The sequence below is a fragment of the Coprobacillus sp. AF33-1AC genome, from assembly GCF_003475785.1.
GTDB lineage: Bacteria > Bacillota_I > Bacilli_A > Erysipelotrichales > Coprobacillaceae > Faecalibacillus.
The window spans coordinates 46,115-66,430 of the sequence record NZ_QRQB01000006.1 but is presented as its reverse complement, the minus strand read 5'-3'; the positions used below and the strand labels follow the sequence as shown (position 1 = coordinate 66,430).

The window sequence follows — 20,316 nt, the reverse complement described above, 5'->3', positions numbered from 1 at the left end:
ATAATGAAAGGAAAAATCACAAAGATTTTATTCATGATCATTGTAGCAGGTTTGTTAACCTGCTCTTTTTATTTAGACAAACCAAAAGATCAAAAAGTAGTCAGTCAAAATACGCATATTACGTATAGTCAATTATTGAACTATGTTAATCAATTTGAATGTGGGGATATTATCAATTTAGAACATACTCATTATTTAAGTAGTTTTGCCATTCCTGGTAAATGGAAACATAGTTTAATCTATATTGGCACTAAACAACAATTTACAAGTGTTTATAATTCAAATCAAAAATACTATCAAGAAATTTTAAAGTATTATAAATTAGGTAATGAAATCTTGATAGTTGATGCCAATAGTACAGGCGTAAAGATTCGAGAATTAAAACAAATGGCTAATTTAGAAAACGATTCATTTTTAAAATCGTTTATTGTCTATCGTTTTACTATTGATTCAGCTTTAAAGTGTCAATATATCAATGGTGCAATGGACTATTTAGGAACACCTTATGACTATGCTATGAAGACATTTGATGATCAAGCTTTATATTGCAGTGAACTCATATACTATGCATTACTTAAAATTAATTTAAAAATAGATCAGGTATCTACGGTTTTTAATCAAAAAATGATTACTCCAAGTGATTTAGGACATTTTTTAGAAAAACAAAATAATGTCAAAATTGTGATGGAAATTGATAGTTAACTGAATACGCTTACAATTTTATGTTGTCTATCTTTATGAATTGTAGTAAGATAATTATAGAAATATTTTTTAGAAGGAGAAGTTATCATGGCTATTGGAATTGTTAAAAACTTTAATAAAGACAAAGGATTTGGATTTATTAACATGGAAGGTGAAGAAAGAGATATTTTCTTCCATTACTCACAAATTGTTCAAGAAGGATTTAAAACTGTTGATCCAGGACAAAAAGTTGAGTTTGAACTTGTTGAAGGAGATCGTGGTTTACAAGCTCATCAAGTCGTTAAAATTGATGAATAAAAGAGCGAAAGCTCTTTTTTTATTAGACATGAGTTCATTTTTTTAGTATATTCATTTACATGTAAAGGAGTTTTAAAATGAAAAATACGAAAAAAGGAATGGTTTGTATTATTTTTGCTGCATTCTTTTTTGCAGCAATGAATGTTTTTGTTAAATTATCAGGAGATTTGCCTTCTATTCAAAAGAGTTTTTTTAGAAATCTTATTGCCGCTTTATTTGCTTTAATTATTTTAATTAAAGATCATCATGATTTTAAATATAATACAAAAGATTTACCAATGCTTATATTAAGAAGTACTTTTGGTACTTTAGGAATATTATGTAATTTTTATGCTGTAGATCATCTTCTAGTAAGCGATGCATCAATGCTTAATAAATTGTCACCATTTTTTGTTATTATTTTTTCTTCATTATTTTTAAAGGAAAAAGCGAATCGCGTACAAAAAATATCGATTGTTATTGCCTTTATCGGGGCTTTATTTGTAATTAAACCTACTGTTCATTTTATGAATCAAATTGATTCACTTATTGGAGTATTAGGCGCTATGGGAGCAGGAATTGCTTATACCTGTGTGCGTCAATTAGGAAAACAGGGTGTACCAGGACCGAAAATAGTCTTTTTCTTTTCATGTTTTTCTTGTTTATCAGTTGTCCCTTATTTAATTTTCCATTATGTACCCATGACACTTTCACAATTAGGTTTATTATTGTTGGCTGGATTGATGGCAGCAGGGGGACAATTTTCAATTACAGCCGCTTATACTTATGCTCCAGCAAGAGATATTTCAGTTTATGATTATACGCAAATCTTATTTGCGGCTATTTTAGGATTTATTTTATTAAATCAAATTCCCGATATTTATAGTATTATCGGTTATATTATCATTATAGGTGTAGCCATTGCCAGTTTTCTTATTCAACAAAAAAATGATTCAATATGTAGTGATATGATAAAAGTAGACAAAGAGTAAAAACACTCTAGTCTACTTTTACTTGACTAGTTCATATAGAATCATTTTTTTGTTAATGTCATTCCTAAAGCCATGCTTTTCATGATGCGTATTGTAGCTTGATAAACATTGTTTGATGCTTGGTTGATTGCATCAGACAAGGAACCAGGACGTACAACACTGCTCTCTATTGCATCAAGGTATTGATAAACAGGTTCAATCTCTTCTCCAATTGATCCAGCAATCGCAATAGTTGGAATATTAAGCTTTTTAGCGATAGAAGCAACACCTATTGGGACTTTTCCATAGATAGATTGGTAATCAAGGCAACCTTCACCTGTAATCACAAGATCACAATCTTTTATTTTGTCTTCAAAATCAAGAATTTTTAAAATGGTTTCAATACCTGAATGTAATTGACCATGACAAAAAGCAACAAGTCCAAAACCTAAGCCACCAGCAGCGCCGGCACCAGGTAAGTCTTGATAATTTTGATGAAATGTCTTTTTGACTACATTGGCTAAATGTTGTAATCCCTGATCTAAAAATTTGATATCTTGGCATTTTGCACCTTTTTGAGGACCAAAGATGGCACTTGCACCTTGAGGACCACATAAAGGATTTGATACATCACACATAATAATAAATTGCGTATTGAAGACACGTTGATCAAAGTTTTCCATATCAATTGTTTCAATTAATGGTAAGTTTAACGGGATGGGTTCAAGTTCTTCTTGATGACAATCTAAAAAGCGGATGCCTAAGGCATGAGCCATACCGATACCACCATCATTAGTGGCACTACCACCGATTCCTAAATAGATTGTTTTACATCCTTGGTTTAAAGCATCTTTGATAAGTAATCCTGTACCATAAGTATTAGCTTTTAAGACATTATTTTCTTTAACTAAGGTTAATCCTGAAGCACTTGCCATATCGATAATAGCACAATCCTTTTTTAAAAGCCCATAAGTTGCTTTGATAGGTTGATTTAAAGCGTTATAAGTATTGATTGTGATTAAACGACCACCAGTTTGTTCAATGATACTAAAAGCAGTACCTTCGCCACCATCTCCAATCATTATTTGATCAACTTGACAGTGGGGAAAAACGTCTAAAATTCCTTTCTTTATATAATGAGCTACTTCTTTAGAAGATAAACTTCCTTTATATGAATCACTTGCAATCATGATTTTCATTTATATCACTTCCTCATATTTTTATACTACAATAAAATATAAGGATTTGATATAGTTATTTGCAATACTGATTAAAAAGCATTTTTTATTAATAAGTTTGTGATATAATAATAAAAAAATAAAAGGAGTGTAATCATGAAATATTTAATAGACCCAATTGATTTATCAGTTGAACAAATCAATCAATTGATTGATTTAGCCAATGATATTATTAAAGATAGCACTCGCTATCAAGAAGTATGTAAACATAAAATATTAGCTACATTATTCTTTGAACCAAGTACGCGTACACGTTTATCTTTTGAATCTGCGATGCTTTATTTAGGGGGTCAAGTACTAGGATTCTCTGAAGCTAATTCAAGTAGCTCATCAAAAGGAGAAACAGTATCTGATACCATTCGTGTAGTGTCTTCTTATTGTGATATTATTGCAATGAGACATCCTAAAGAAGGAGCTCCATTAGTCGCATCAATGAAAAGCCAAGTTCCTTTAATTAATGCTGGTGATGGAGGACATAATCATCCTACTCAAACTTTAACAGATTTACTTACTATCAAAAGAGAAAAAGGACGTTTAGATCATCTTACAATTGGTTTTTGTGGAGACTTAAAATTTGGACGAACTGTTCACTCTTTATTAAAAGCTTTATCACGTTATGAGAAAGTTAAATTTATTTTTATTTCACCAAGTGAATTAAAAATACCAGAGTATTTAAAAAATGATTTACTTGACGCTAAGAATTTAGAATATGAAGAAGTTGAACGTATTGAAGATGTCATTGATCAACTTAATATTATTTATATGACACGTGTTCAAAAAGAAAGATTCTTTAATGAACAAGATTATATCCGTTTAAAAGATACATATATTTTAGATTTGAAAAAATTAGAAAACTCTAAAAAAGATTTAATTATCATGCATCCATTACCTCGTGTTAATGAAATTGCTACTGAGATTGATGATGATCCTCGTGCTAAGTATTTTGATCAAGTAACAAATGGAAAATATATGCGAATGGCATTAATTATGACAATGTTAGGATTAGAAAATGAGGTAGAAAGATTATGAAAGTAGATAGTATTTTAAATGGAATTGTTTTAGATCATATTACAGCAGGAAATGCAATGGAAGTTTATGAAGCACTAGGACTTGATAAACTAGACTGTTCAGTTGCGATTATAAAAAATGTTAAATCAAATAAAATGGGACGAAAAGACATATTAAAAATTGATAATGATTATGAAATAGATTTAGATGTTTTAGGATACATAGATTCAAATATTACTGTTTGTATTATCAAAGATGGTAACATTGTAGAAAAGAAAAAATTATCTTTACCAGAAAAAATAGTCAATATTGAAAAATGCAAAAATCCTCGTTGTATTACATCAGTAGAACCAGGATTAGATCAAATCTTTTATCTAGCAAATAAAGAAAAAAGAATTTATCGTTGCATGTATTGTGAAAGTAGAGTCAATAAAAAATAAAAGAAGCCATTTGGCTTCTTTATTCTTTTCCATCAAAACAATATGTACATAGTTTACAAGGTTCAATACCAATAGCTTCAATCATATCATCTAAACGATGATAACGTAGTGATGTAAAATTAAGTTCTTTTCTAATTTCTTCAACCATTGCTTCATACTTTGGACTATCAGGATCACAATATTGATCTAAAACATGAATATCATTTTCTCCTTCAAATTTACGAATCACACGACGGGTAATTAAATCCATCTCACTGGTACTTCTTGAAAAATTCAAATACTTACATCCAAACATAATTGGTGGACAGGCTGGTCTAATATGCACTTCTTTAGCTCCGCTTTGATATAAAAATTCAGTTGTTTCTCTTAACTGGGTACCTCTTACAATCGAATCATCAATTAATAATAATGATTTATCTTTGATTAAACTAGGAATTGGTATTAACTTCATTTTTGCGATTAAATTACGATCTGATTGAATCGTTGGCATAAACGAACGAGGCCATGTCGGTGTATATTTAATAAATGGTCTAGCATATCTTGTCTTTGATTCGTTAGAATAACCAATTGCATGAGCAATACCACTATCAGGGACACCGGCTACCAAATCAGTCTTAACATGATCTCTTTTTGCGAGAAGTTTACCACATTCATAACGCATCTCTTCAACATTTCTTCCTTCATAACTGCTTGTTGGATAACCATAATAAACCCATAAAAATGAACAAATTCGCATTTTATCATTAGCCTTAACTAATGGTTTAATACCATGATGATCTAAAAATAAAACTTCTCCAGGTCCTAATTCTTTATAAAGATGATAGCCTAAATTTAAATATGCATGAGATTCAAAAGAAGCACAATAAGCATCTTCTTTTTTTCCGATATTTAAAGGTGTTCTTCCTAATTTATCTCGTGCTAAATATAAACCTTCAGGTGTCATTAACATTAAAGTAATAGAACCTTTTACTTTACGATGTACATTTTTAATTCCTTCAACAATAGATTCTTTTTGATTAATGAGAGATGCTACTAGTTCAGTTTGATTCACTTCCCCACCAGACATCTCTAAAAAATGACTATGTCCATGTTCAAATGCTTCTTGAACTAATTGATCCATATTAGCTACTTTCCCCACAGTAACAATAGCGTAACTACCTAAATGACTATTAACTAATAATGGTTGTGGTTCATTATCACTAATACATCCAATTCCTAAATTTCCTTTCATTTCATGAATATCTTGGTCAAATTTAGTACGAAAAGGTGAATTAGAAATATTATGAATTGAACGTTGAAATCCACGTTCACCATAAACAGCCATTCCTCCTTTTTTTGTTCCTAAATGAGAATGATAATCAATCCCAAAAAATAAGTCCATCACACAATCCTGACGACTTACAACGCCAAACATTCCGCCCATAATTTTTTTGTTCTCCATTCTTTCAATTTTATATTTTTTATTGTAACATAAAATTGAACAAAGTGAGGCGATAAGATGAATTTATATGTGACAAGACATGGTCAAACGCAATATAATATTGAAAATAGAGTATGTGGTATAAGTGATGTAGAACTGACAGATACAGGTAGAAAGCAGGCGTCAGCAGTAGCAAAGAAGCTAAAAGGAAAACAAATTGATGTCATTATTGTTTCGCCACTTAAAAGAGCACAAGAAACGGCTGCGATTATTAATCAAGTTGTAGGTACGCAAGTTATTGTTGATCCTCGTTTACAGGAAATTAACTTTGGTAAATATGAAGGCTTTAAAAATAAAAATCGAGGATTTAAAAAAACAAAAAAGAATCATGGATTTCATTACCCTGGAGGAGAATCTTATTTCCAAGTCATCCATCGAGTATATCAGTTACTAGATGAAATCAAACAAACATATCCTCATCAAAATGTCCTTTTAGTATGTCATGGTGGGATTGTTAGAACAATCTATACGTATTTTCATGATATTTCTAATCATGATTTATATCACTATTTACCAGAAAACTGCTGTTTAGATTATTATCAGTTATAAAGAAAGGAAGTCAATATGAAAACAACGATTCATACCCCAAAAAATACATATAAAGATTATGATACTTACTTACAAGAAAAAGAAACACTTTTTAAAAATCTTACAAAACAAAGTATTCAAAAGGAATTACTTAGCAATGATATTGATATTCAAGAAGAGGATGTATGTAAACAATATCAAAAGACATATCAAATTGATGATGTAGTTCAATACTATGATGAAAAATATGATCAACAATTAGATGTCTTAGGAAATAAAAATGAAGTTTTTGATGACGATGCTTTTATTTATCTTATTAAAAAAATAATAGAAGAACATTATGATATTCATCAAGTTCCTGATAAAACTTATCTTGTATCAGATATTCAAACAATTTTATCAAGTCAAATGTCCTATCTTCAATTACTTCAAGAAACAAATAGTATTTTAGAAAGACTTATTCATTTAAAAGATTATGAAAAAAATAATCATTTAGGAGTTATTTTTAATTCTTATATGATTGATATTGATGGCTTTATTACAAGAGTATTTCAAGATATAAAAAGTATCCAGCCTGATCAAGATTTTATTGTCTCATTACTTGATTTAATGATTCAATTAAATCAAGCATATCAACTTTCATTTAGATATAGTGAAATAGTCAGTGATTTATATGATTGTCTTGTAAAAAGTCAATCATTAGAGTTATCAAATAAATATTTAGGTGAATTAAAAAAACAGTTTCCTCAAAAAACTTTCAATTTCTATTATGTATTATTAAGTCAATTAAAAAAAGAAAATCATCCAGCATTAAAACAATATTATCAAGAAGCTTTACAATATAAGCCTTATAATGATGAACAAGCTGATTTAATGCAACTGATTAAAGAAATTTATGAAAATATACTTTGATTTAGATGATACCCTTTATAGTCAATACGTTCCCTTTAAAAAGGCATACCAACAATGTTTTTCATTTCCAGTAGATATTTATTGTCTTTATCAATTATCCAGACAGTATAACAATCAAAACTTTATTAAGGCTTCACACCATGAAATATCGTTTAAGCAATTTTACTGTCAACGTATTCAAGTACCATTAAAACAATTAGGATATGACATTGATGAACAACTTGCATATAAATTTCAACAATGTTATCAAGAAAATCAAAAACAAATTGAACTTATTCCTGAAATAAAAGAATTGCTTGATATCTTGGTATTACATGTTGAACTAGGTATTATTACAAATGGTCCTAAAGATAAACAACAAGCTAAAATAGATGCTTTACATTTAGAAAAATGGTTTTTAAAAGAAAATATTATTATTTCATCGAAAGTCCATTTAGAAAAACCTGATCAACGTATTTTTGATTACGCTAATCCTCAACATGAAACATGTTTGTTTATTGGTGATGGTTATGAAATTGATATTGTAGGAGCTAAAAAAGCGCATTGGAAAACGATTTGGTTTAATCATAAATTAGAAAAACAAAAAGGTAAGCTGGCAGATTATATTGTTTTAAATGCTAAAGATTTAAAAGAACTGGTTTTGAAATTACTAAAAACGGAGTTCAATATCACTATTTGACACACTTTTTCAATTCTATAAATTATAATGTTTATATTGCTTGAATATTTATCATATTTTAGTATGATAAAAGAAAATAGGGGGATATATCATGATAGCAATTGGAGATATTTTAGTCATCGATCATTTAATAGATAATCAAAACATTGAATTAGAGCATCCGCATTGTATTGTTACTGATATTACACAAGGAATTATTGAACTTATGCCATATACTTTATTCCTAGATATTTATCATGATCAATACAATGAAAAGAATAATCAATTATTTTATTTGGTTGATAACCCAGAACGTTATCATAAAATAGGTAGAATTGATCGAAAAGTAGTTAAAGAACTTTTTAATAAAATGAATTTATTAAAAGGCACACACGTTTTTGAATATGTAATGCCAAAATAAAAGGGAAATCGTTAAGATTTCCCTTCTTCTTTACGCCATAAACTACCACTTTGATAAACTTGAACAATCAAATCAGCAATATTATCTAATCCCATATCACTATTAATACATAAATCATAATCTTTTAAATTACCCCAAGTATTTGTTGTATAGTAATTATAATAATTTTTACGATTTTTATCTTTTTTCAATACATATTTTTTAGTATCTTGATGTTGTTCATGATATTCATTTTCTACACGTTGAATACGAGATTCTAAAGGAGCATGAACAAAGATTTTAAGCACTTGAGGATAATCATCTAAGATATAATTAGCACATCCATTAACAATAATACAATCTTCTTGATCTGCTAGATGTTTAATGATTTTAGCTTGTGTAGTATAAACCTGGTCATTAATAGGAAGCAAAGCAGGTGTTGTATTAATAGAATAGGCAAAGCTTGAAGATTTTTTATCAGCTACTTTTCTAATTGTATCAATATCAATACCTAGTTGTTTGGCTGTTTCATCGATTAATTCATTATCATAAAAAGCAATATTTAATTTTTCAGCAACTTTTTTAGCGATGAGTCTTCCTCCTGAACCATATTCTCTTGTAAGAGTAATGATTTTGTGTGTCATAAAAAACACCTCCTGTTTATTATATAATAGCATATTTCATAATATAAATGTCAGTAATTTGTTATAATAGATATAGGAGGTACGTATATGTGGTATCAAGATAGTGTATTTTATCAAATCTATCCTTTAAATATGGTTAATGCACCTCAAGATAATGATGGTCAATGTGTTTCAAGAATAAATCAAATTCAAACATTTATTCCTTATTTAAAGGATTTGGGTATTAAAGCAGTTTATTTTAATCCGGTTTTTTCTAGTGATCATCATGGTTATGATACAAGAGATTATCGCAAAGTTGATGAAAGACTAGGAACAAATGAGGATTTAAAATCATTAATTGAATTATTTCATCAAGCATCTATAAAAGTTGTATTAGATGGTGTTTTTAATCATGTTGGAAGGGGCTTTTTTGCTTTTAAAGATGTTTTACAACATCATAGTCAAAGTCAATATAAAGATTGGTTTTATTTATCTTTTGATGGTGATTCACCTTATCATGATGGCTTTTATTATGAAGGATGGGAAGGACATTATGAATTAGTAAAATTAAATCTAGATAATACAGAAGTGCAAAATTATTTATTAGAATCTGTTGATATGTGGATTAATGAGTTTAATATTGATGGTATACGTTTAGATGTTGCCTACAGTTTACCAAGATGGTTTATGGCTATGTTAAAAGAACGTTGTCGAAATTTAAAATCAGATTTCTTTTTACTAGGAGAAGTATTAGGAGATAATGCAGGTTATATGTTTAGTGAAGCGCATCTAGATAGTATTACTGATTATCCTGGTTTTAAAGGATTATGGTCTTCTTTTAATTCGCTTAATATGTTTGAAATAGCACATACTCTAAAACGTAATTATGGTGAAATGTATAAAGGTCAAAGTTTATTTACTTTTGTTGATAATCATGATGTAACAAGAATTGCTAGTCAATTAACTGACTTAGACAAATTACCACTTATTTTTGGAATGCTTCTTACATTACCAGGAATACCATGTCTTTATTATGGTAGTGAGTGGGGGCAAAAAGGAGTAAAGGGTCAAGGAAGTGATGATGCTTTAAGACCTGCCATCAGTGAACCTTTAGCTAATGAACTGACTGATTATATAAAAAAATTGATTTCTTTAAGAAATCAATATCCAGCTTTGAGTCATGGCAATTATCATGAATTGGTACTTACCAATCGTCAGTTTGTATTTGAAAGAACCACTAGGGAACAAAGAATGATTATTGCTTTAAATATAGATGATCAAAATTACCAATGTCCAGATATTTTTAATGTACAATCATTTGAAACGTTATTAGGTAGTCATGATAGTTGCTTACCACCTAAATCATTGACTATTTGGAAAATTAAATAAAAAAACAGGCTTCAATTTTTGAAGTCTGTTTTTATTCAATGACCATTGCATTTTCAATTGGTACTAATGGATAATCTTTATTAATATGGTCGTAATAAAGAACGCCATCAAAATGATCTAATTCATGCTGTAAACAAATGGCTAAAAAACCACGAGCAACAATAGAAACATTTTGATCAGTTAAAGCATCATAACCTTCAATTGTGACTTTAGCATGACGAGGTACATAACCTTTAACATCTTCGTCTACTGATAAACAAGCTTCACCAGTTTTTAAATAAGATTGTTTTTGAGTATATGAAACAATCTTTGGATTGACTAAGGCATAATCAGTTGATTTTGTAGGTTCTCCGTTTTCATCATAATCTAACACGTGAATAGCACACATTCTTTTAGGAATTCCTAATTGAATAGCAGCAATTCCAACAGCAGGACGTAAATTATATTTTTCAGATAATTCTTCATCTTGACTGGCTACAAGGAATTCATGCATTTCCATTAATAAGTCATGATCCTCTTTACTAAGAGGTAAAGATACCTCTTTTGATATTGTTCTAATTAATTTGTTTTGATCATTTATAATATCTTTCATTAATAACATACTATCACCTCATTACTTGGTCATTATAGCACATTTTGAGGTGATATTAATACATTAAGGATGAATTCTTGAATTTCCACAAATGATTAATAATAAGAATACAACTAAGACAATCGCAAACCAACTGCATCCACTGTTGCATCCAAATGATGATAAAGGCATGGCGCTACCACATGAGGAACATCCACCGCAGCCAAATGGGTTACAGCTAGCAAAGTTACAACCACAGTTCATCTTGATCCCTCCTTCTAGTACATATTATTCTTAAATGGGAGATTTGTTAGGGATAATGTCCTAATTAAGTTTATTTTTTAGTTTATTTAAGATATAATGTTCAAGAAATGGGGTGAAATTATGGATTACAATTATCCATTAGATTATACATGGTCAACAGAAGATATTATTGATGTTATGGCATTATATAACGCTGTTGAACAAGCTTACGAACAAGGAATTAGTAAAGAAGAATTTATGAAAGCTTATCGTCAATTTAAAAATGTCGTTCAAAGCAAAAGCGAAGAAAAACAAATTGATCAACAATTCAAAGAAGTTTCATCTTATTCAATCTATCAAGTATATAAAGCAAGTCTTGAAAATGATTGGATTAAATTAGGAAAATAAAATGAATCAGATTAATAGAAAATTCAGTAATTTTTTTAAGAAAAAAGGAGCAGATAAAACCATTTATGGTGCTGTAAGTGTTTTAATTTGTTTTGGAATTGTCATGATTGGTTCAGCTTCTGTAGGAGCTGTTTCTTCAAAGGGCTTAAACTTTGTCCTTAAAAACATGGGAATGCAGGCTGCATATGCAGTCATTGGAATTATAGCTATGATGATTTTATCAAAAAAATTTGATAATCGTTGGGTTAATCATCGTACGAGTTTACTCGTTTATTGGATAGGTATTGCTTCAATGTGCGTATGCCGCTTGTGGAGAACGAAAGGATCTTATGCTTGGATCCATTTAGGACCGATAACTATTCAACCGGCGGAGTTCATGAAGATTGCCATGATTTTAATTTTATCTTACTTTTTAACAGAAACAGATGCAGCTTTTGTGGTTAAAGGAAAATTTAGAACGAATGAATTAAAAAAACAGTTTTATAAAAAGAAACTTATTGATTGTGTTATTAAACCGATAGGAATGATGTTATTTGTAGCTATTATTGGAATAGGGGTACAGCATGACTTTGGTTCAACTGCGATCTTAGCAGCTATTTGTTTTATTTGTTTTATGGTTACGACGAGACCTTATTATAAAACATATAAAAAGATTATTTGGATTGCAGTTATTGCTTGTATTGTTGTTGGTCTTATAGTGGCAAAGTTCTTTTTGCAAAGCTATCAATTAGCGAGAATTACAACTTGGCTTAATCCATTAGAAAATATTTATGGTGATTCATGGCAATTATTAAATTCAATGATTGCTTTTGCTAATGGTCAACTATTTGGTAGAGGTTTTGGAAATTCTATTCAAAAATATGACTATATATCAGAATCTCATAATGATTTTATTGGTGCTATTATATATGAAGAACTAGGAATCGTAGGTTTAGCGTTTATTATTATTCCTACAGCTATTATTATTTTTAGATTATTAAAATATGCTGATAAAATTCAAGATAATCGTTCACGTATTATTTTAACAGGTGTTGCCTCTTATTTCTTTTTACATTTGTTTGTTAATTTAGGAGGAATTTCTGGAATGATACCAATGACAGGAGTCCCTTTGTTACTCGTTTCATATGGAGGATCATCAACACTGGCTACTTTAATGGGGATTGGAATATGTCAATCCATTATTGCTCGTTATAACAAAGATAAACTGCGCACCGATGCATCTTATTAACATATAATATGATGAGGTGAAAGTTGTGGATAATCTTGAATCATTTAAATCTTTTTTAAAAACAATACCTTCTATTAAAGATGATGTTGTAAGTAAAAAATATACTTGGCAACAGATTTATGAAATTTATACTTTATATGGACCTAAAGATGATTTTTTTAAACCTTATCTTAATCGTCAAAATGATCAATTACATTTTATGGATATTGTCAAGAATATTGATTTCGACGGTTTAGCATCTTCTTTACAGTCTATTGAAAAAGTATTAAATATGGTTAATTCTTTAATGAGTAAAAATGATGCAAAGGATCATTGGTATGACGAAAAATGATGTTTATATGTATTTACGATATCATCCTCAATGGTATATCGTTTTATCAAGATATCCTGAAAGATATCAAGATTTGTTAGAAGAAATGAAACAAAAACAAAATAATGAATTAATTGATAAATTAGATAAGCTATCTTTATTTATTCAAATGATGGAGATGTTAAAATGAATGAAAAAATTGATAATCTTGTTTGTGCTATTAAAGAAGATCAACGTTATATTAATTTTATAGAAGCATCTAAACTTTTAGAACGTGAAGATGTACATCAATTATTAATACAATATCAAACTGTTTTATCAAAATTAAATGAGTTAAAACAGTTTGATCAGTACATAGACAATTCTAAAATTAGAAAAGAATTGAAAGATATTAAAATGCAAATGGCAAGTGATGATATCATTCAAAACTATTATCAATGTTATCATGAGTTAAATGATTTATTAGCGCATGTTACTCATATAGTTTTTAATGGCATTAGTGATTCTTTAGATATGACGGGGATAAATTTATGAGAGTAATCGCAGGAAAATACAAAAGTCGACAATTAAAAGTGCCTAAGACAAATTTAACGAGACCTACGACAGATCGTAATAAGGAAAATATGTTCAATATGATAGGACCTTATTTTAATGGTGGAACAGTATTAGATTTATTTGGTGGTAGCGGTGGTCTTGGTATAGAAGCAATGTCTAGAGGTTGTGATTGTCTTTATACAGTAGATAAACAATATGAGGCTTTTAAAACAATTAAAGAGAATTTTACATTATTAAAATTAGAAAATGCGTATGTTTATAAAATGGATTATCAGCGAGCTTTAAAGCGTTTTAGTGAGGAAAATATTAAATTTGATTTAGTATTTTTAGATCCTCCTTATGGTAAAGGGTTAGTTGACGGCATTTTAAAAACATTAGTAGAAAATCATGAATTGAAAGATGGTGCTTTAATTATGATAGAAGAATTAAAAGAAGTGACTTTTCTGCCTATTAGTGGATTAGAACTCATTAAAAAGCATCAATATGGAATTACAGCTTTAAATATTTATCGTTACAAAGAGGATTAAAAAATGAAAGAAAAAATAGCAGTCTATACGGGTACGTTTGATCCCGTTACGAATGGTCATTTAGATATTATTGAAAGAGCAAGTCGTGTATTTGATAAACTCTATGTTACAATATGTAAAAATCCTAATAAAAAAGGAATGTTTAGTGTAGAGGAAAGAAAAATATTATTGCAAGAAGCAACAAAAGAGTATGACAATGTCATCATTGATGCGACTGATATGTTATCAGTAGAGTATGCTAAAAGTGTAGGAAGTCAAATATTGGTACGTGGTATACGTGCGACTATGGATTTTGAATATGAACTACAGCTTGCGTTTTCTAACCAGCATTTAGATGCTGATGTAGATATGGTCTTTTTTATGACAAGACCTTCACATTCTTTTATTTCATCTTCAGCTATTAAAGAAATGGCAAGTCATCATCGTTCATTAGAAGGGCTTGTTCCACCATGTGTAGAAACAGCAATGAAAGAAAAATTCAAAGATCAATAAAGTTTATATATTGTCTGATATACGAGTATGTGTTATATTAAAAAACAAAGGGAGAGTGATGATGATGGAAACAAAGGTAGCTTTGACAATTCTAAATGATCACTCTTTTTACATTTATTTTTAACATATCAAGTTATTGATATGTTTTTTTATAAGGAGGGTTTATGAAAACAGTTATTCAAAATGGACAAGTATTTTATCAAGGAAAAATTCAATCATTAGATGTAGAAATTACTGATAAAAAAATAAGTGCAGTAGGAAAACATTTAGAAGGTGAACACACCATTGATGCAAAAGGATTACTCGTTATCCCCGGATTAGTTGATTTACATGTTCACTTACGAGAACCAGGATTTGAACATAAAGGAACGATTAAGACAGAAACATTATCAGCTAAACATGGTGGCTATAGTCATATTGTAGCGATGGCTAATACATTACCATGCATGGATAATATGGAAACAATTGCAGATTTTAAACAACGTGTAGCTAAAGATAGTTGTATACATACTTATACTTATAGTGCGATTACTAAAGGATTAAAAGGAAAAGAATTGGTGGATTTTAAGGCTAATCATCAAAGTGATATTGTGATGGGATTTTCAGATGATGGAAAAGGCGTTCAAAGTCAAGACATGATGGAACAAGCTATGAAAGAAGCTAAAAAATATGAAAGTATTATTGTTGCACATTGTGAAGATGAAAGTGAACTTCAACCAGGAGCTTGTATTAATTTAGGTAGAGTTTCTAAAGAAAATCATCTTGTTGGTATTAATAATGCTTCTGAATATAAACAAGCATCTCGAGATTTAAAATTAGTTGAGAAAATTCATAATCGTTATCATATTTGTCATATCTCAACTAAAGAAACAGTTCAAGCATTAAAAGAAGCTAAAGCTAAAGGATTACCAGTAAGCGGTGAAGCTTGCCCTCACCATTTGATTTTAACAGAAGATAATATTAAGAACTTGAATCCTAATTATAAAATGAATCCACCTTTACGTAGTAAAGAAGATTTAAATGCTTTAATTGAAGGAATTAAAGATGGTACTGTATCTTGTATTTCTACAGATCATGCACCTCATGCCTTTGAAGAAAAAAATAAACCAATTGATCAAGCACCATTTGGTATTATTGGAAATCAGCATGCTTTTTCTTTAATGTATACATACTTGATAAAAAAAGGTTTACTAGACTTAGAAACAGTCATTAAAGCGATGACAATTCAACCAGCAAAGGTGATTGGTTTAGATCATGATTTAGCAGTAGGAAAAGATGCTAATATCGCTATCTTTGATTTAAATGCTAAGTACATGATTACTGAAGAATCATTGTATTCTAAAGCAAAAAATACACCATTTTTAAATACAGAATGCTATGGTTTATTAAAATACAGTATTATTGATGGAAAGATAGAAGAAATGTAGGAGGAAATTATGGCTAATTTACAGGGAATGATGAAAATAGAAAGCATTAAAAATATTGCTGATGATGTTTATGAGATGGTTTTAAAAGGTGATGGGGCCAAGTATATTAAACAACCTGGACAATTTATTAATATTAAGATTAATGATAGTTTACAACCTTATTTAAGAAGACCTATGTCTATTAGTGATTATGATGATGAAACAATTGTGATTGTTTTTAAAGTTGTGGGACAAGGAACAGAAATCTTAAAAAATAAAGAAATTGGTGATACTTTAGACTGTTTAATTGGATTAGGTAATGGTTTTACAATTAAAGAAGGAAAAGCCTTACTTATTGGTGGAGGACTAGGAACACCACCATTATATAAATTAGGAAAAGAATTAAAAAAACAAGGTATTGAAGTTACAACAGTCCTTGGATTTAATAGTGCTAAAGATGTTTTCTATCAAGATAAATTCAAAGAATTTGGTGATGTATTTGTAGCGACAATGGATGGATCATTAGGAACAAAAGGAACAGTTGTCGATGTTATTAAAGAAAATAACTTAACTTTTGATCAATATTATACATGTGGACCAGAACCTATGTTAGATGCTTTAGTAATGAATTATCCAGAACATGGGCAATTATCGTTTGAAGCTCGTATGGGATGTGGTTTTGGTGCTTGTATGGGATGTTCATGCAAAGTGAAAACAAAACCTTATAAACGAATCTGTGTAGAAGGACCAATTTTAGTAAGTGAAGAGGTGATTGTAAATGGCTAATTTAAGAGTATCTTTACCAGGATTAGAAATGAAAAATCCAGTTATTCCTGCCAGTGGAACATTTGGATTTGGTTATGAGTTTACAAAATTTTATGATATTAACGTATTAGGAAGTATCATGATTAAAGGAACAACTTTAGAACCCCGTTATGGTAATCCTTTACCACGTATTGCTGAAGGACCAAGTGGTTTATTAAATGCTATTGGTTTACAAAACCCTGGGGTTGAAGCTGTTATGAATGAAGAATTAGAAAAATTAAGACCAGTTTATCATGATAAAGTTATCGCTAATATTGGTGGAAGCTCTCCAGATGATTATGTTGAATGTGCACGTCGTCTTTCAACTCATGATATGGTCGGTGCTTTGGAATTGAATATCTCATGTCCTAATGTTCATTGTGGGGGTATTCAATTTGGAACGAATCCAGAGATGGCTGCAGAATTAACTAAAAAAGTGAAAGCAGTGAGTCAAAAACCAGTCTATGTTAAATTATCACCTAATGTTACTGATATTGTCGCTATGGCAAAAGCTGTAGAAGCAGCAGGAGCAGATGGTATTACGATGATTAATACTTTAATTGGTATGCGTTTTAATTTAAAAACTGGAAAACCAATTATTGCCAATGGGACAGGTGGTTATTCAGGACCAGCTATTTTCCCGGTTGCTTTAAGAATGGTTCATCAAGTTTCTAAAGCAGTCAATATACCTGTTATTGGTATGGGTGGTATTAGTTGTGCTAAAGATGTTATTGAAATGATGATTGCTGGGGCTGATGCAGTGGCCATTGGTTGTCAAAACTTAATTGATCCTTATGCTTGTGATAAAATCATTAAAGATTTAAATGATGAGCTTGATGCAATGGGAATTAAAGATATTAATGACATTGTAGGATTGTCTCATCAATATTAAAAAATAAAAAGTTTCTTAGAAATAAGAAACTTTTTCTATCTAAAAATACAATCTTCATATATAATGTAAGGACGGAGGGAAGTCTATGGATTTAAAAAGTGTATTAAATGAAAATCAATATCAAGCAGCAACTTATTTAGATAGTCATCTTCGTATTATTGCTGGTGCTGGATCAGGAAAAACAAGAGTTGTGACTTATCGAATCGCTTATTTGATTGAAAATATTGGTATTGATCCACGTTCTATACTGGCAATTACCTTTACCAATAAAGCTGCAAATGAAATGAAAGAAAGGGTTCAAAAATTAATTGGTGTTCAAGCAACAGGCTCACTTATTTGTACCATTCATTCTTTATGTGTTCGTATTTTAAGAGCGCATATTAATGTCTTAAATTATCCTAGTCATTTTACCATTATGGATGAAGAAGACCAAAAAGCTTTATTAAAAAAGATTTATAATCAACTAGAAATTGACCCTAAAGTTTTTTCAATAAAAAATATGATTAATACAATATCAGGATACAAATGTGCCCGAGTATCACCACAAAGAGCTTTAGAATTAGCTGGTAATTTTGCTGGTGAAACTAAAAAAGCAAAAGTTTATGAAGCATATGAACAATATAAAGAAGATCATTTTTTATTAGATTTTGATGATTTATTATTAAAAACGGTCTATATATTTGATCATTATCCTGAAATATTAGAAAAATGGCAACGTAAATTCCAGTATATTCATGTTGATGAATTTCAAGATGTAGGGGAAATAGAATATCATCTTGTTCATTTGTTAAGCCAAAATGCTAAAGTATGTGTTGTTGGAGATCCTGATCAGACAATCTATAGTTTTAGAGGGGCTGATGTAAACTATATTCTTAATTTTGATAAAGACTTTAAACCTAATCATACTGTTATTCTAGATCAAAATTATCGTTCAACAGGAAATATCTTAAATGTAGCGAATAACTTAATTCGTAAAAATAGAAATCGTTTAGAAAAAGATTTATATACAAATCAAACTGGTGGTGAAGATGTTGTTCATTATGTTGCTAAAAGTGAAGAAGAAGAAGCAAACTGGATTGCTAATAAGATAGAAGATATTATTAATAATGAAGAAGGTGTTAATTATCGTGATTTTGCTATTTTATATCGAGCAAACTATTTATCACGAGTTATTGAACAAGTATTAATTCGTAAAGGAATTGATTATCGTATTTTTGGTGGTTTGAAATTCTTTAGTCGTAAAGAGGTTAAAGATGCTTTAAGCTATCTTCGTTTAGTTAATAGTGATGAAGATTTAGCTTTTGAAAGAATAATAAATGTACCAGCTAGAGGAATTGGTAAAAAGACATTGGAAAACATTCAAAATGTGGCTTTAAATTATTCAATTAGCCTTTATGAAGCTTTAACTTTACATAGTGATGAAATTCGTTTGTCATCTAAAGCTAAAAAGGAAGTTAGAAATTTAGTTGAAGCTATTGAAACAGCGAAACAATCTAAAAAACCATTACATGAAATGTTTGAACAACTGATGATCGATGTTGGTTATTTAGAAATGTTAAAAAGAGATTTAGAAGATAATCGTATTGATAATATTCATGAATTACAACGTTCAATATATGATTTCCAAGTTGCTAATCCAGATACAGCTACTTTAGAAAACTATTTACAAGATATATCATTATATACTGATAACGATGTTGAAGATGAAAGCCAATATGTATCATTAATGTCAATTCATATGGCTAAAGGACTTGAGTTTAATTATGTCTTTGTTTTAGGTTTATCAGAAGGCATTTTTCCAAGTTTTAGAAGTATGTCTGAAAGTGGCGATGAAGGTTTAGAAGAGGAAAGAAGATTAGCGTATGTAGCCTTTACGAGAGCTAAAAAACAATTATTCTTAACCGATAGTGAAGGATTCAGTTTTGTAACGGATTCGCCTAAAATTTCAAGTCGATTTGTAGATGAAATTGGTAATGAAGGTATTGTGCATAGTGGCGCAAGACCACGTTATAAAACAAGTGATTATATACAAACAGGACCTACTAAAGAGGAAATGATAGGTAATAATGAAGTCACGGACTGGCAAGTTGGTGATTTAGTCATGCATGATGTATTTGGTAAAGGTGTTGTTGTTAAAGTCAATAAAACTATTCTAGATATTGCTTTTGAATTACCTGTTGGCTTAAAATCTTTAATGGCTAATCATAAAGCATTAAAACGTTTAACGAATTAATACATAATTTTGATTGCTTAAC

At 29.6% G+C, this 20,316-nt stretch carries 26 protein-coding genes; 21 read left to right on the top strand and 5 right to left on the bottom strand.

Features of this window, described 5'->3' with window-relative positions; genetic code table 11:
• Positions 1–3 precede the first annotated feature (3 nt).
• From DWZ53_RS03855 to DWZ53_RS03845, 3 genes are all read left to right on the top strand, one after another.
• Positions 4–702, top strand: coding sequence for a YiiX/YebB-like N1pC/P60 family cysteine hydrolase (locus DWZ53_RS03855; RefSeq protein ID WP_118432177.1), 699 nt, complete (start codon positions 4–6; stop codon positions 700–702).
• 87 nt (positions 703–789) lie between these two features.
• Positions 790–999, top strand: a complete 210-nt coding sequence (locus DWZ53_RS03850; RefSeq protein ID WP_118432175.1) for a cold-shock protein — start codon at positions 790–792, stop codon at positions 997–999.
• 77 nt (positions 1,000–1,076) lie between these two features.
• On the top strand, positions 1,077–1,970 hold the full coding sequence (locus DWZ53_RS03845) for a DMT family transporter (protein WP_118432173.1): 894 nt from the start codon (positions 1,077–1,079) through the stop codon (positions 1,968–1,970).
• Positions 1,971–2,011: 41 nt separating this feature from the next.
• On the opposite strand, the gene DWZ53_RS03840 is transcribed toward DWZ53_RS03845, so the two are convergent.
• Positions 2,012–3,148, bottom strand: a complete 1,137-nt coding sequence (locus DWZ53_RS03840) for a glycerate kinase (RefSeq protein ID WP_118432171.1) — start codon at positions 3,146–3,148, stop codon at positions 2,012–2,014.
• Positions 3,149–3,283: 135 nt separating this feature from the next.
• On the opposite strand from DWZ53_RS03840, the gene pyrB reads away from it, so the two are divergent.
• Positions 3,284–4,216, top strand: a complete 933-nt coding sequence (gene pyrB / locus DWZ53_RS03835) for an aspartate carbamoyltransferase (protein ID WP_118432169.1) — start codon at positions 3,284–3,286, stop codon at positions 4,214–4,216.
• Positions 4,213–4,635, top strand: coding sequence for an aspartate carbamoyltransferase regulatory subunit (locus tag DWZ53_RS03830; RefSeq protein WP_118432167.1), 423 nt, complete (start codon positions 4,213–4,215; stop codon positions 4,633–4,635). Before pyrB ends, DWZ53_RS03830 begins: the two co-directional genes overlap by 4 nt.
• A 19-nt stretch (positions 4,636–4,654) precedes the next feature.
• On the opposite strand, the gene DWZ53_RS03825 is transcribed toward DWZ53_RS03830, so the two are convergent.
• Positions 4,655–6,058, bottom strand: coding sequence for an amidophosphoribosyltransferase (locus tag DWZ53_RS03825; RefSeq protein WP_118432165.1), 1,404 nt, complete (start codon positions 6,056–6,058; stop codon positions 4,655–4,657).
• 75 nt (positions 6,059–6,133) lie between these two features.
• Between DWZ53_RS03825 and DWZ53_RS03820 the strand changes: the two genes are divergently transcribed.
• The 4 genes from DWZ53_RS03820 (at position 6,134) to DWZ53_RS03805 (ending at position 8,634) form a co-directional block, all read left to right on the top strand.
• Positions 6,134–6,664, top strand: coding sequence for a histidine phosphatase family protein (locus DWZ53_RS03820; RefSeq protein ID WP_118432163.1), 531 nt, complete (start codon positions 6,134–6,136; stop codon positions 6,662–6,664).
• A gap of 15 nt (positions 6,665–6,679) precedes the next feature.
• Complete coding sequence (locus DWZ53_RS03815; RefSeq protein WP_118432161.1) at positions 6,680–7,555, top strand: hypothetical protein; 876 nt, start codon at positions 6,680–6,682, stop codon at positions 7,553–7,555.
• Positions 7,539–8,234 carry an HAD family hydrolase gene (locus DWZ53_RS03810; RefSeq protein ID WP_118432159.1) on the top strand — a complete coding sequence of 232 codons (696 nt, stop codon included), beginning with the start codon at positions 7,539–7,541 and terminating at the stop codon, positions 8,232–8,234. Before DWZ53_RS03815 ends, DWZ53_RS03810 begins: the two co-directional genes overlap by 17 nt.
• A gap of 91 nt (positions 8,235–8,325) precedes the next feature.
• Positions 8,326–8,634: a hypothetical protein gene (locus DWZ53_RS03805; protein WP_118432157.1), complete on the top strand. Its 309-nt coding sequence runs from the start codon at positions 8,326–8,328 to the stop codon at positions 8,632–8,634.
• 11 nt (positions 8,635–8,645) lie between these two features.
• On the opposite strand, the gene DWZ53_RS03800 is transcribed toward DWZ53_RS03805, so the two are convergent.
• On the bottom strand, positions 8,646–9,257 hold the full coding sequence (locus tag DWZ53_RS03800) for an AAA family ATPase (protein WP_118432155.1): 612 nt from the start codon (positions 9,255–9,257) through the stop codon (positions 8,646–8,648).
• 87 nt (positions 9,258–9,344) lie between these two features.
• Between DWZ53_RS03800 and DWZ53_RS03795 the strand changes: the two genes are divergently transcribed.
• Positions 9,345–10,625 carry an alpha-amylase family glycosyl hydrolase gene (locus DWZ53_RS03795; protein WP_118432153.1) on the top strand — a complete coding sequence of 427 codons (1,281 nt, stop codon included), beginning with the start codon at positions 9,345–9,347 and terminating at the stop codon, positions 10,623–10,625.
• Between the two features lie 31 nt (positions 10,626–10,656).
• On the opposite strand, the gene def is transcribed toward DWZ53_RS03795, so the two are convergent.
• The gene (gene def, locus DWZ53_RS03790) at positions 10,657–11,226 is read right to left on the bottom strand and encodes a peptide deformylase (RefSeq protein ID WP_118432151.1); all 570 of its coding nucleotides are present in this window, start codon (positions 11,224–11,226) and stop codon (positions 10,657–10,659) included.
• Between the two features lie 54 nt (positions 11,227–11,280).
• Positions 11,281–11,460, bottom strand: coding sequence for a hypothetical protein (locus tag DWZ53_RS03785; RefSeq protein WP_118432149.1), 180 nt, complete (start codon positions 11,458–11,460; stop codon positions 11,281–11,283).
• A gap of 120 nt (positions 11,461–11,580) precedes the next feature.
• Here DWZ53_RS03785 and DWZ53_RS03780 point away from each other — a divergent pair, with 120 nt between their 5' ends.
• The 11 genes from DWZ53_RS03780 (at position 11,581) to DWZ53_RS03730 (ending at position 20,294) form a co-directional block, all read left to right on the top strand.
• Complete coding sequence (locus DWZ53_RS03780; RefSeq protein WP_118432147.1) at positions 11,581–11,847, top strand: UPF0223 family protein; 267 nt, start codon at positions 11,581–11,583, stop codon at positions 11,845–11,847.
• Position 11,848: 1 nt separating this feature from the next.
• A complete protein-coding gene (locus DWZ53_RS03775) occupies positions 11,849–13,075 on the top strand; it encodes an FtsW/RodA/SpoVE family cell cycle protein (protein WP_118432145.1) in 1,227 nt (408 codons plus the stop codon).
• Between the two features lie 25 nt (positions 13,076–13,100).
• Positions 13,101–13,406: a spore coat protein YlbD gene (gene ylbD, locus DWZ53_RS03770; RefSeq protein WP_118432143.1), complete on the top strand. Its 306-nt coding sequence runs from the start codon at positions 13,101–13,103 to the stop codon at positions 13,404–13,406.
• Positions 13,393–13,575: a YlbE-like family protein gene (locus DWZ53_RS03765; protein ID WP_118432141.1), complete on the top strand. Its 183-nt coding sequence runs from the start codon at positions 13,393–13,395 to the stop codon at positions 13,573–13,575. The genes ylbD and DWZ53_RS03765 overlap by 14 nt, the downstream gene beginning before the upstream one ends.
• Positions 13,572–13,919, top strand: a complete 348-nt coding sequence (locus tag DWZ53_RS03760; RefSeq protein ID WP_118432139.1) for a YlbF family regulator — start codon at positions 13,572–13,574, stop codon at positions 13,917–13,919. The genes DWZ53_RS03765 and DWZ53_RS03760 overlap by 4 nt, the downstream gene beginning before the upstream one ends.
• Positions 13,916–14,467 carry a 16S rRNA (guanine(966)-N(2))-methyltransferase RsmD gene (rsmD, locus tag DWZ53_RS03755; RefSeq protein ID WP_118432137.1) on the top strand — a complete coding sequence of 184 codons (552 nt, stop codon included), beginning with the start codon at positions 13,916–13,918 and terminating at the stop codon, positions 14,465–14,467. The genes DWZ53_RS03760 and rsmD overlap by 4 nt, the downstream gene beginning before the upstream one ends.
• Positions 14,468–14,470: 3 nt before the next feature.
• Complete coding sequence (coaD, locus tag DWZ53_RS03750; RefSeq protein ID WP_118432135.1) at positions 14,471–14,959, top strand: pantetheine-phosphate adenylyltransferase; 489 nt, start codon at positions 14,471–14,473, stop codon at positions 14,957–14,959.
• Between the two features lie 164 nt (positions 14,960–15,123).
• Positions 15,124–16,386, top strand: coding sequence for a dihydroorotase (locus DWZ53_RS03745; protein ID WP_118432134.1), 1,263 nt, complete (start codon positions 15,124–15,126; stop codon positions 16,384–16,386).
• A 9-nt stretch (positions 16,387–16,395) separates the two neighbouring features.
• Positions 16,396–17,151, top strand: a complete 756-nt coding sequence (locus DWZ53_RS03740) for a dihydroorotate dehydrogenase electron transfer subunit (RefSeq protein WP_118432132.1) — start codon at positions 16,396–16,398, stop codon at positions 17,149–17,151.
• Positions 17,144–18,061 carry a dihydroorotate dehydrogenase gene (locus tag DWZ53_RS03735; protein ID WP_118432130.1) on the top strand — a complete coding sequence of 306 codons (918 nt, stop codon included), beginning with the start codon at positions 17,144–17,146 and terminating at the stop codon, positions 18,059–18,061. The genes DWZ53_RS03740 and DWZ53_RS03735 overlap by 8 nt, the downstream gene beginning before the upstream one ends.
• An 85-nt stretch (positions 18,062–18,146) precedes the next feature.
• Entirely contained in the window at positions 18,147–20,294 is a 2,148-nt protein-coding gene (locus DWZ53_RS03730; protein WP_118432128.1) for an ATP-dependent helicase, read from the top strand.
• The last annotated feature ends 22 nt before the right edge of the window (positions 20,295–20,316 follow it).

Excerpts from the sequence above, each read along its gene's own strand:
- DWZ53_RS03825 (WP_118432165.1), bottom strand. The coding sequence starts at position 6,058 with ATGGGCGGAATGTTTGGCGTTGTAAGTCGTCAGGATTGTGTGATGGAC.
- DWZ53_RS03775 (WP_118432145.1), top strand. The coding sequence starts at position 11,849 with ATGAATCAGATTAATAGAAAATTCAGTAATTTTTTTAAGAAAAAAGGA.
- DWZ53_RS03830 (WP_118432167.1), top strand. The coding sequence starts at position 4,213 with ATGAAAGTAGATAGTATTTTAAATGGAATTGTTTTAGATCATATTACA.
- DWZ53_RS03795 (WP_118432153.1), top strand. The coding sequence starts at position 9,345 with ATGTGGTATCAAGATAGTGTATTTTATCAAATCTATCCTTTAAATATG.
- DWZ53_RS03815 (WP_118432161.1), top strand. The coding sequence starts at position 6,680 with ATGAAAACAACGATTCATACCCCAAAAAATACATATAAAGATTATGAT.
- DWZ53_RS03820 (WP_118432163.1), top strand. The coding sequence starts at position 6,134 with ATGAATTTATATGTGACAAGACATGGTCAAACGCAATATAATATTGAA.
- def (WP_118432151.1), bottom strand. The coding sequence starts at position 11,226 with ATGTTATTAATGAAAGATATTATAAATGATCAAAACAAATTAATTAGA.
- DWZ53_RS03780 (WP_118432147.1), top strand. The coding sequence starts at position 11,581 with ATGGATTACAATTATCCATTAGATTATACATGGTCAACAGAAGATATT.
- DWZ53_RS03800 (WP_118432155.1), bottom strand. The coding sequence starts at position 9,257 with ATGACACACAAAATCATTACTCTTACAAGAGAATATGGTTCAGGAGGA.
- DWZ53_RS03855 (WP_118432177.1), top strand. The coding sequence starts at position 4 with ATGAAAGGAAAAATCACAAAGATTTTATTCATGATCATTGTAGCAGGT.
- DWZ53_RS03730 (WP_118432128.1), top strand. The coding sequence starts at position 18,147 with ATGGATTTAAAAAGTGTATTAAATGAAAATCAATATCAAGCAGCAACT.
- pyrB (WP_118432169.1), top strand. The coding sequence starts at position 3,284 with ATGAAATATTTAATAGACCCAATTGATTTATCAGTTGAACAAATCAAT.
- DWZ53_RS03810 (WP_118432159.1), top strand. The coding sequence starts at position 7,539 with ATGAAAATATACTTTGATTTAGATGATACCCTTTATAGTCAATACGTT.
- DWZ53_RS03740 (WP_118432132.1), top strand. The coding sequence starts at position 16,396 with ATGGCTAATTTACAGGGAATGATGAAAATAGAAAGCATTAAAAATATT.
- coaD (WP_118432135.1), top strand. The coding sequence starts at position 14,471 with ATGAAAGAAAAAATAGCAGTCTATACGGGTACGTTTGATCCCGTTACG.
- DWZ53_RS03850 (WP_118432175.1), top strand. The coding sequence starts at position 790 with ATGGCTATTGGAATTGTTAAAAACTTTAATAAAGACAAAGGATTTGGA.
- DWZ53_RS03845 (WP_118432173.1), top strand. The coding sequence starts at position 1,077 with ATGAAAAATACGAAAAAAGGAATGGTTTGTATTATTTTTGCTGCATTC.
- DWZ53_RS03760 (WP_118432139.1), top strand. The coding sequence starts at position 13,572 with ATGAATGAAAAAATTGATAATCTTGTTTGTGCTATTAAAGAAGATCAA.
- DWZ53_RS03765 (WP_118432141.1), top strand. The coding sequence starts at position 13,393 with ATGACGAAAAATGATGTTTATATGTATTTACGATATCATCCTCAATGG.
- rsmD (WP_118432137.1), top strand. The coding sequence starts at position 13,916 with ATGAGAGTAATCGCAGGAAAATACAAAAGTCGACAATTAAAAGTGCCT.
- DWZ53_RS03805 (WP_118432157.1), top strand. The coding sequence starts at position 8,326 with ATGATAGCAATTGGAGATATTTTAGTCATCGATCATTTAATAGATAAT.
- DWZ53_RS03745 (WP_118432134.1), top strand. The coding sequence starts at position 15,124 with ATGAAAACAGTTATTCAAAATGGACAAGTATTTTATCAAGGAAAAATT.
- DWZ53_RS03840 (WP_118432171.1), bottom strand. The coding sequence starts at position 3,148 with ATGAAAATCATGATTGCAAGTGATTCATATAAAGGAAGTTTATCTTCT.
- DWZ53_RS03785 (WP_118432149.1), bottom strand. The coding sequence starts at position 11,460 with ATGAACTGTGGTTGTAACTTTGCTAGCTGTAACCCATTTGGCTGCGGT.
- DWZ53_RS03735 (WP_118432130.1), top strand. The coding sequence starts at position 17,144 with ATGGCTAATTTAAGAGTATCTTTACCAGGATTAGAAATGAAAAATCCA.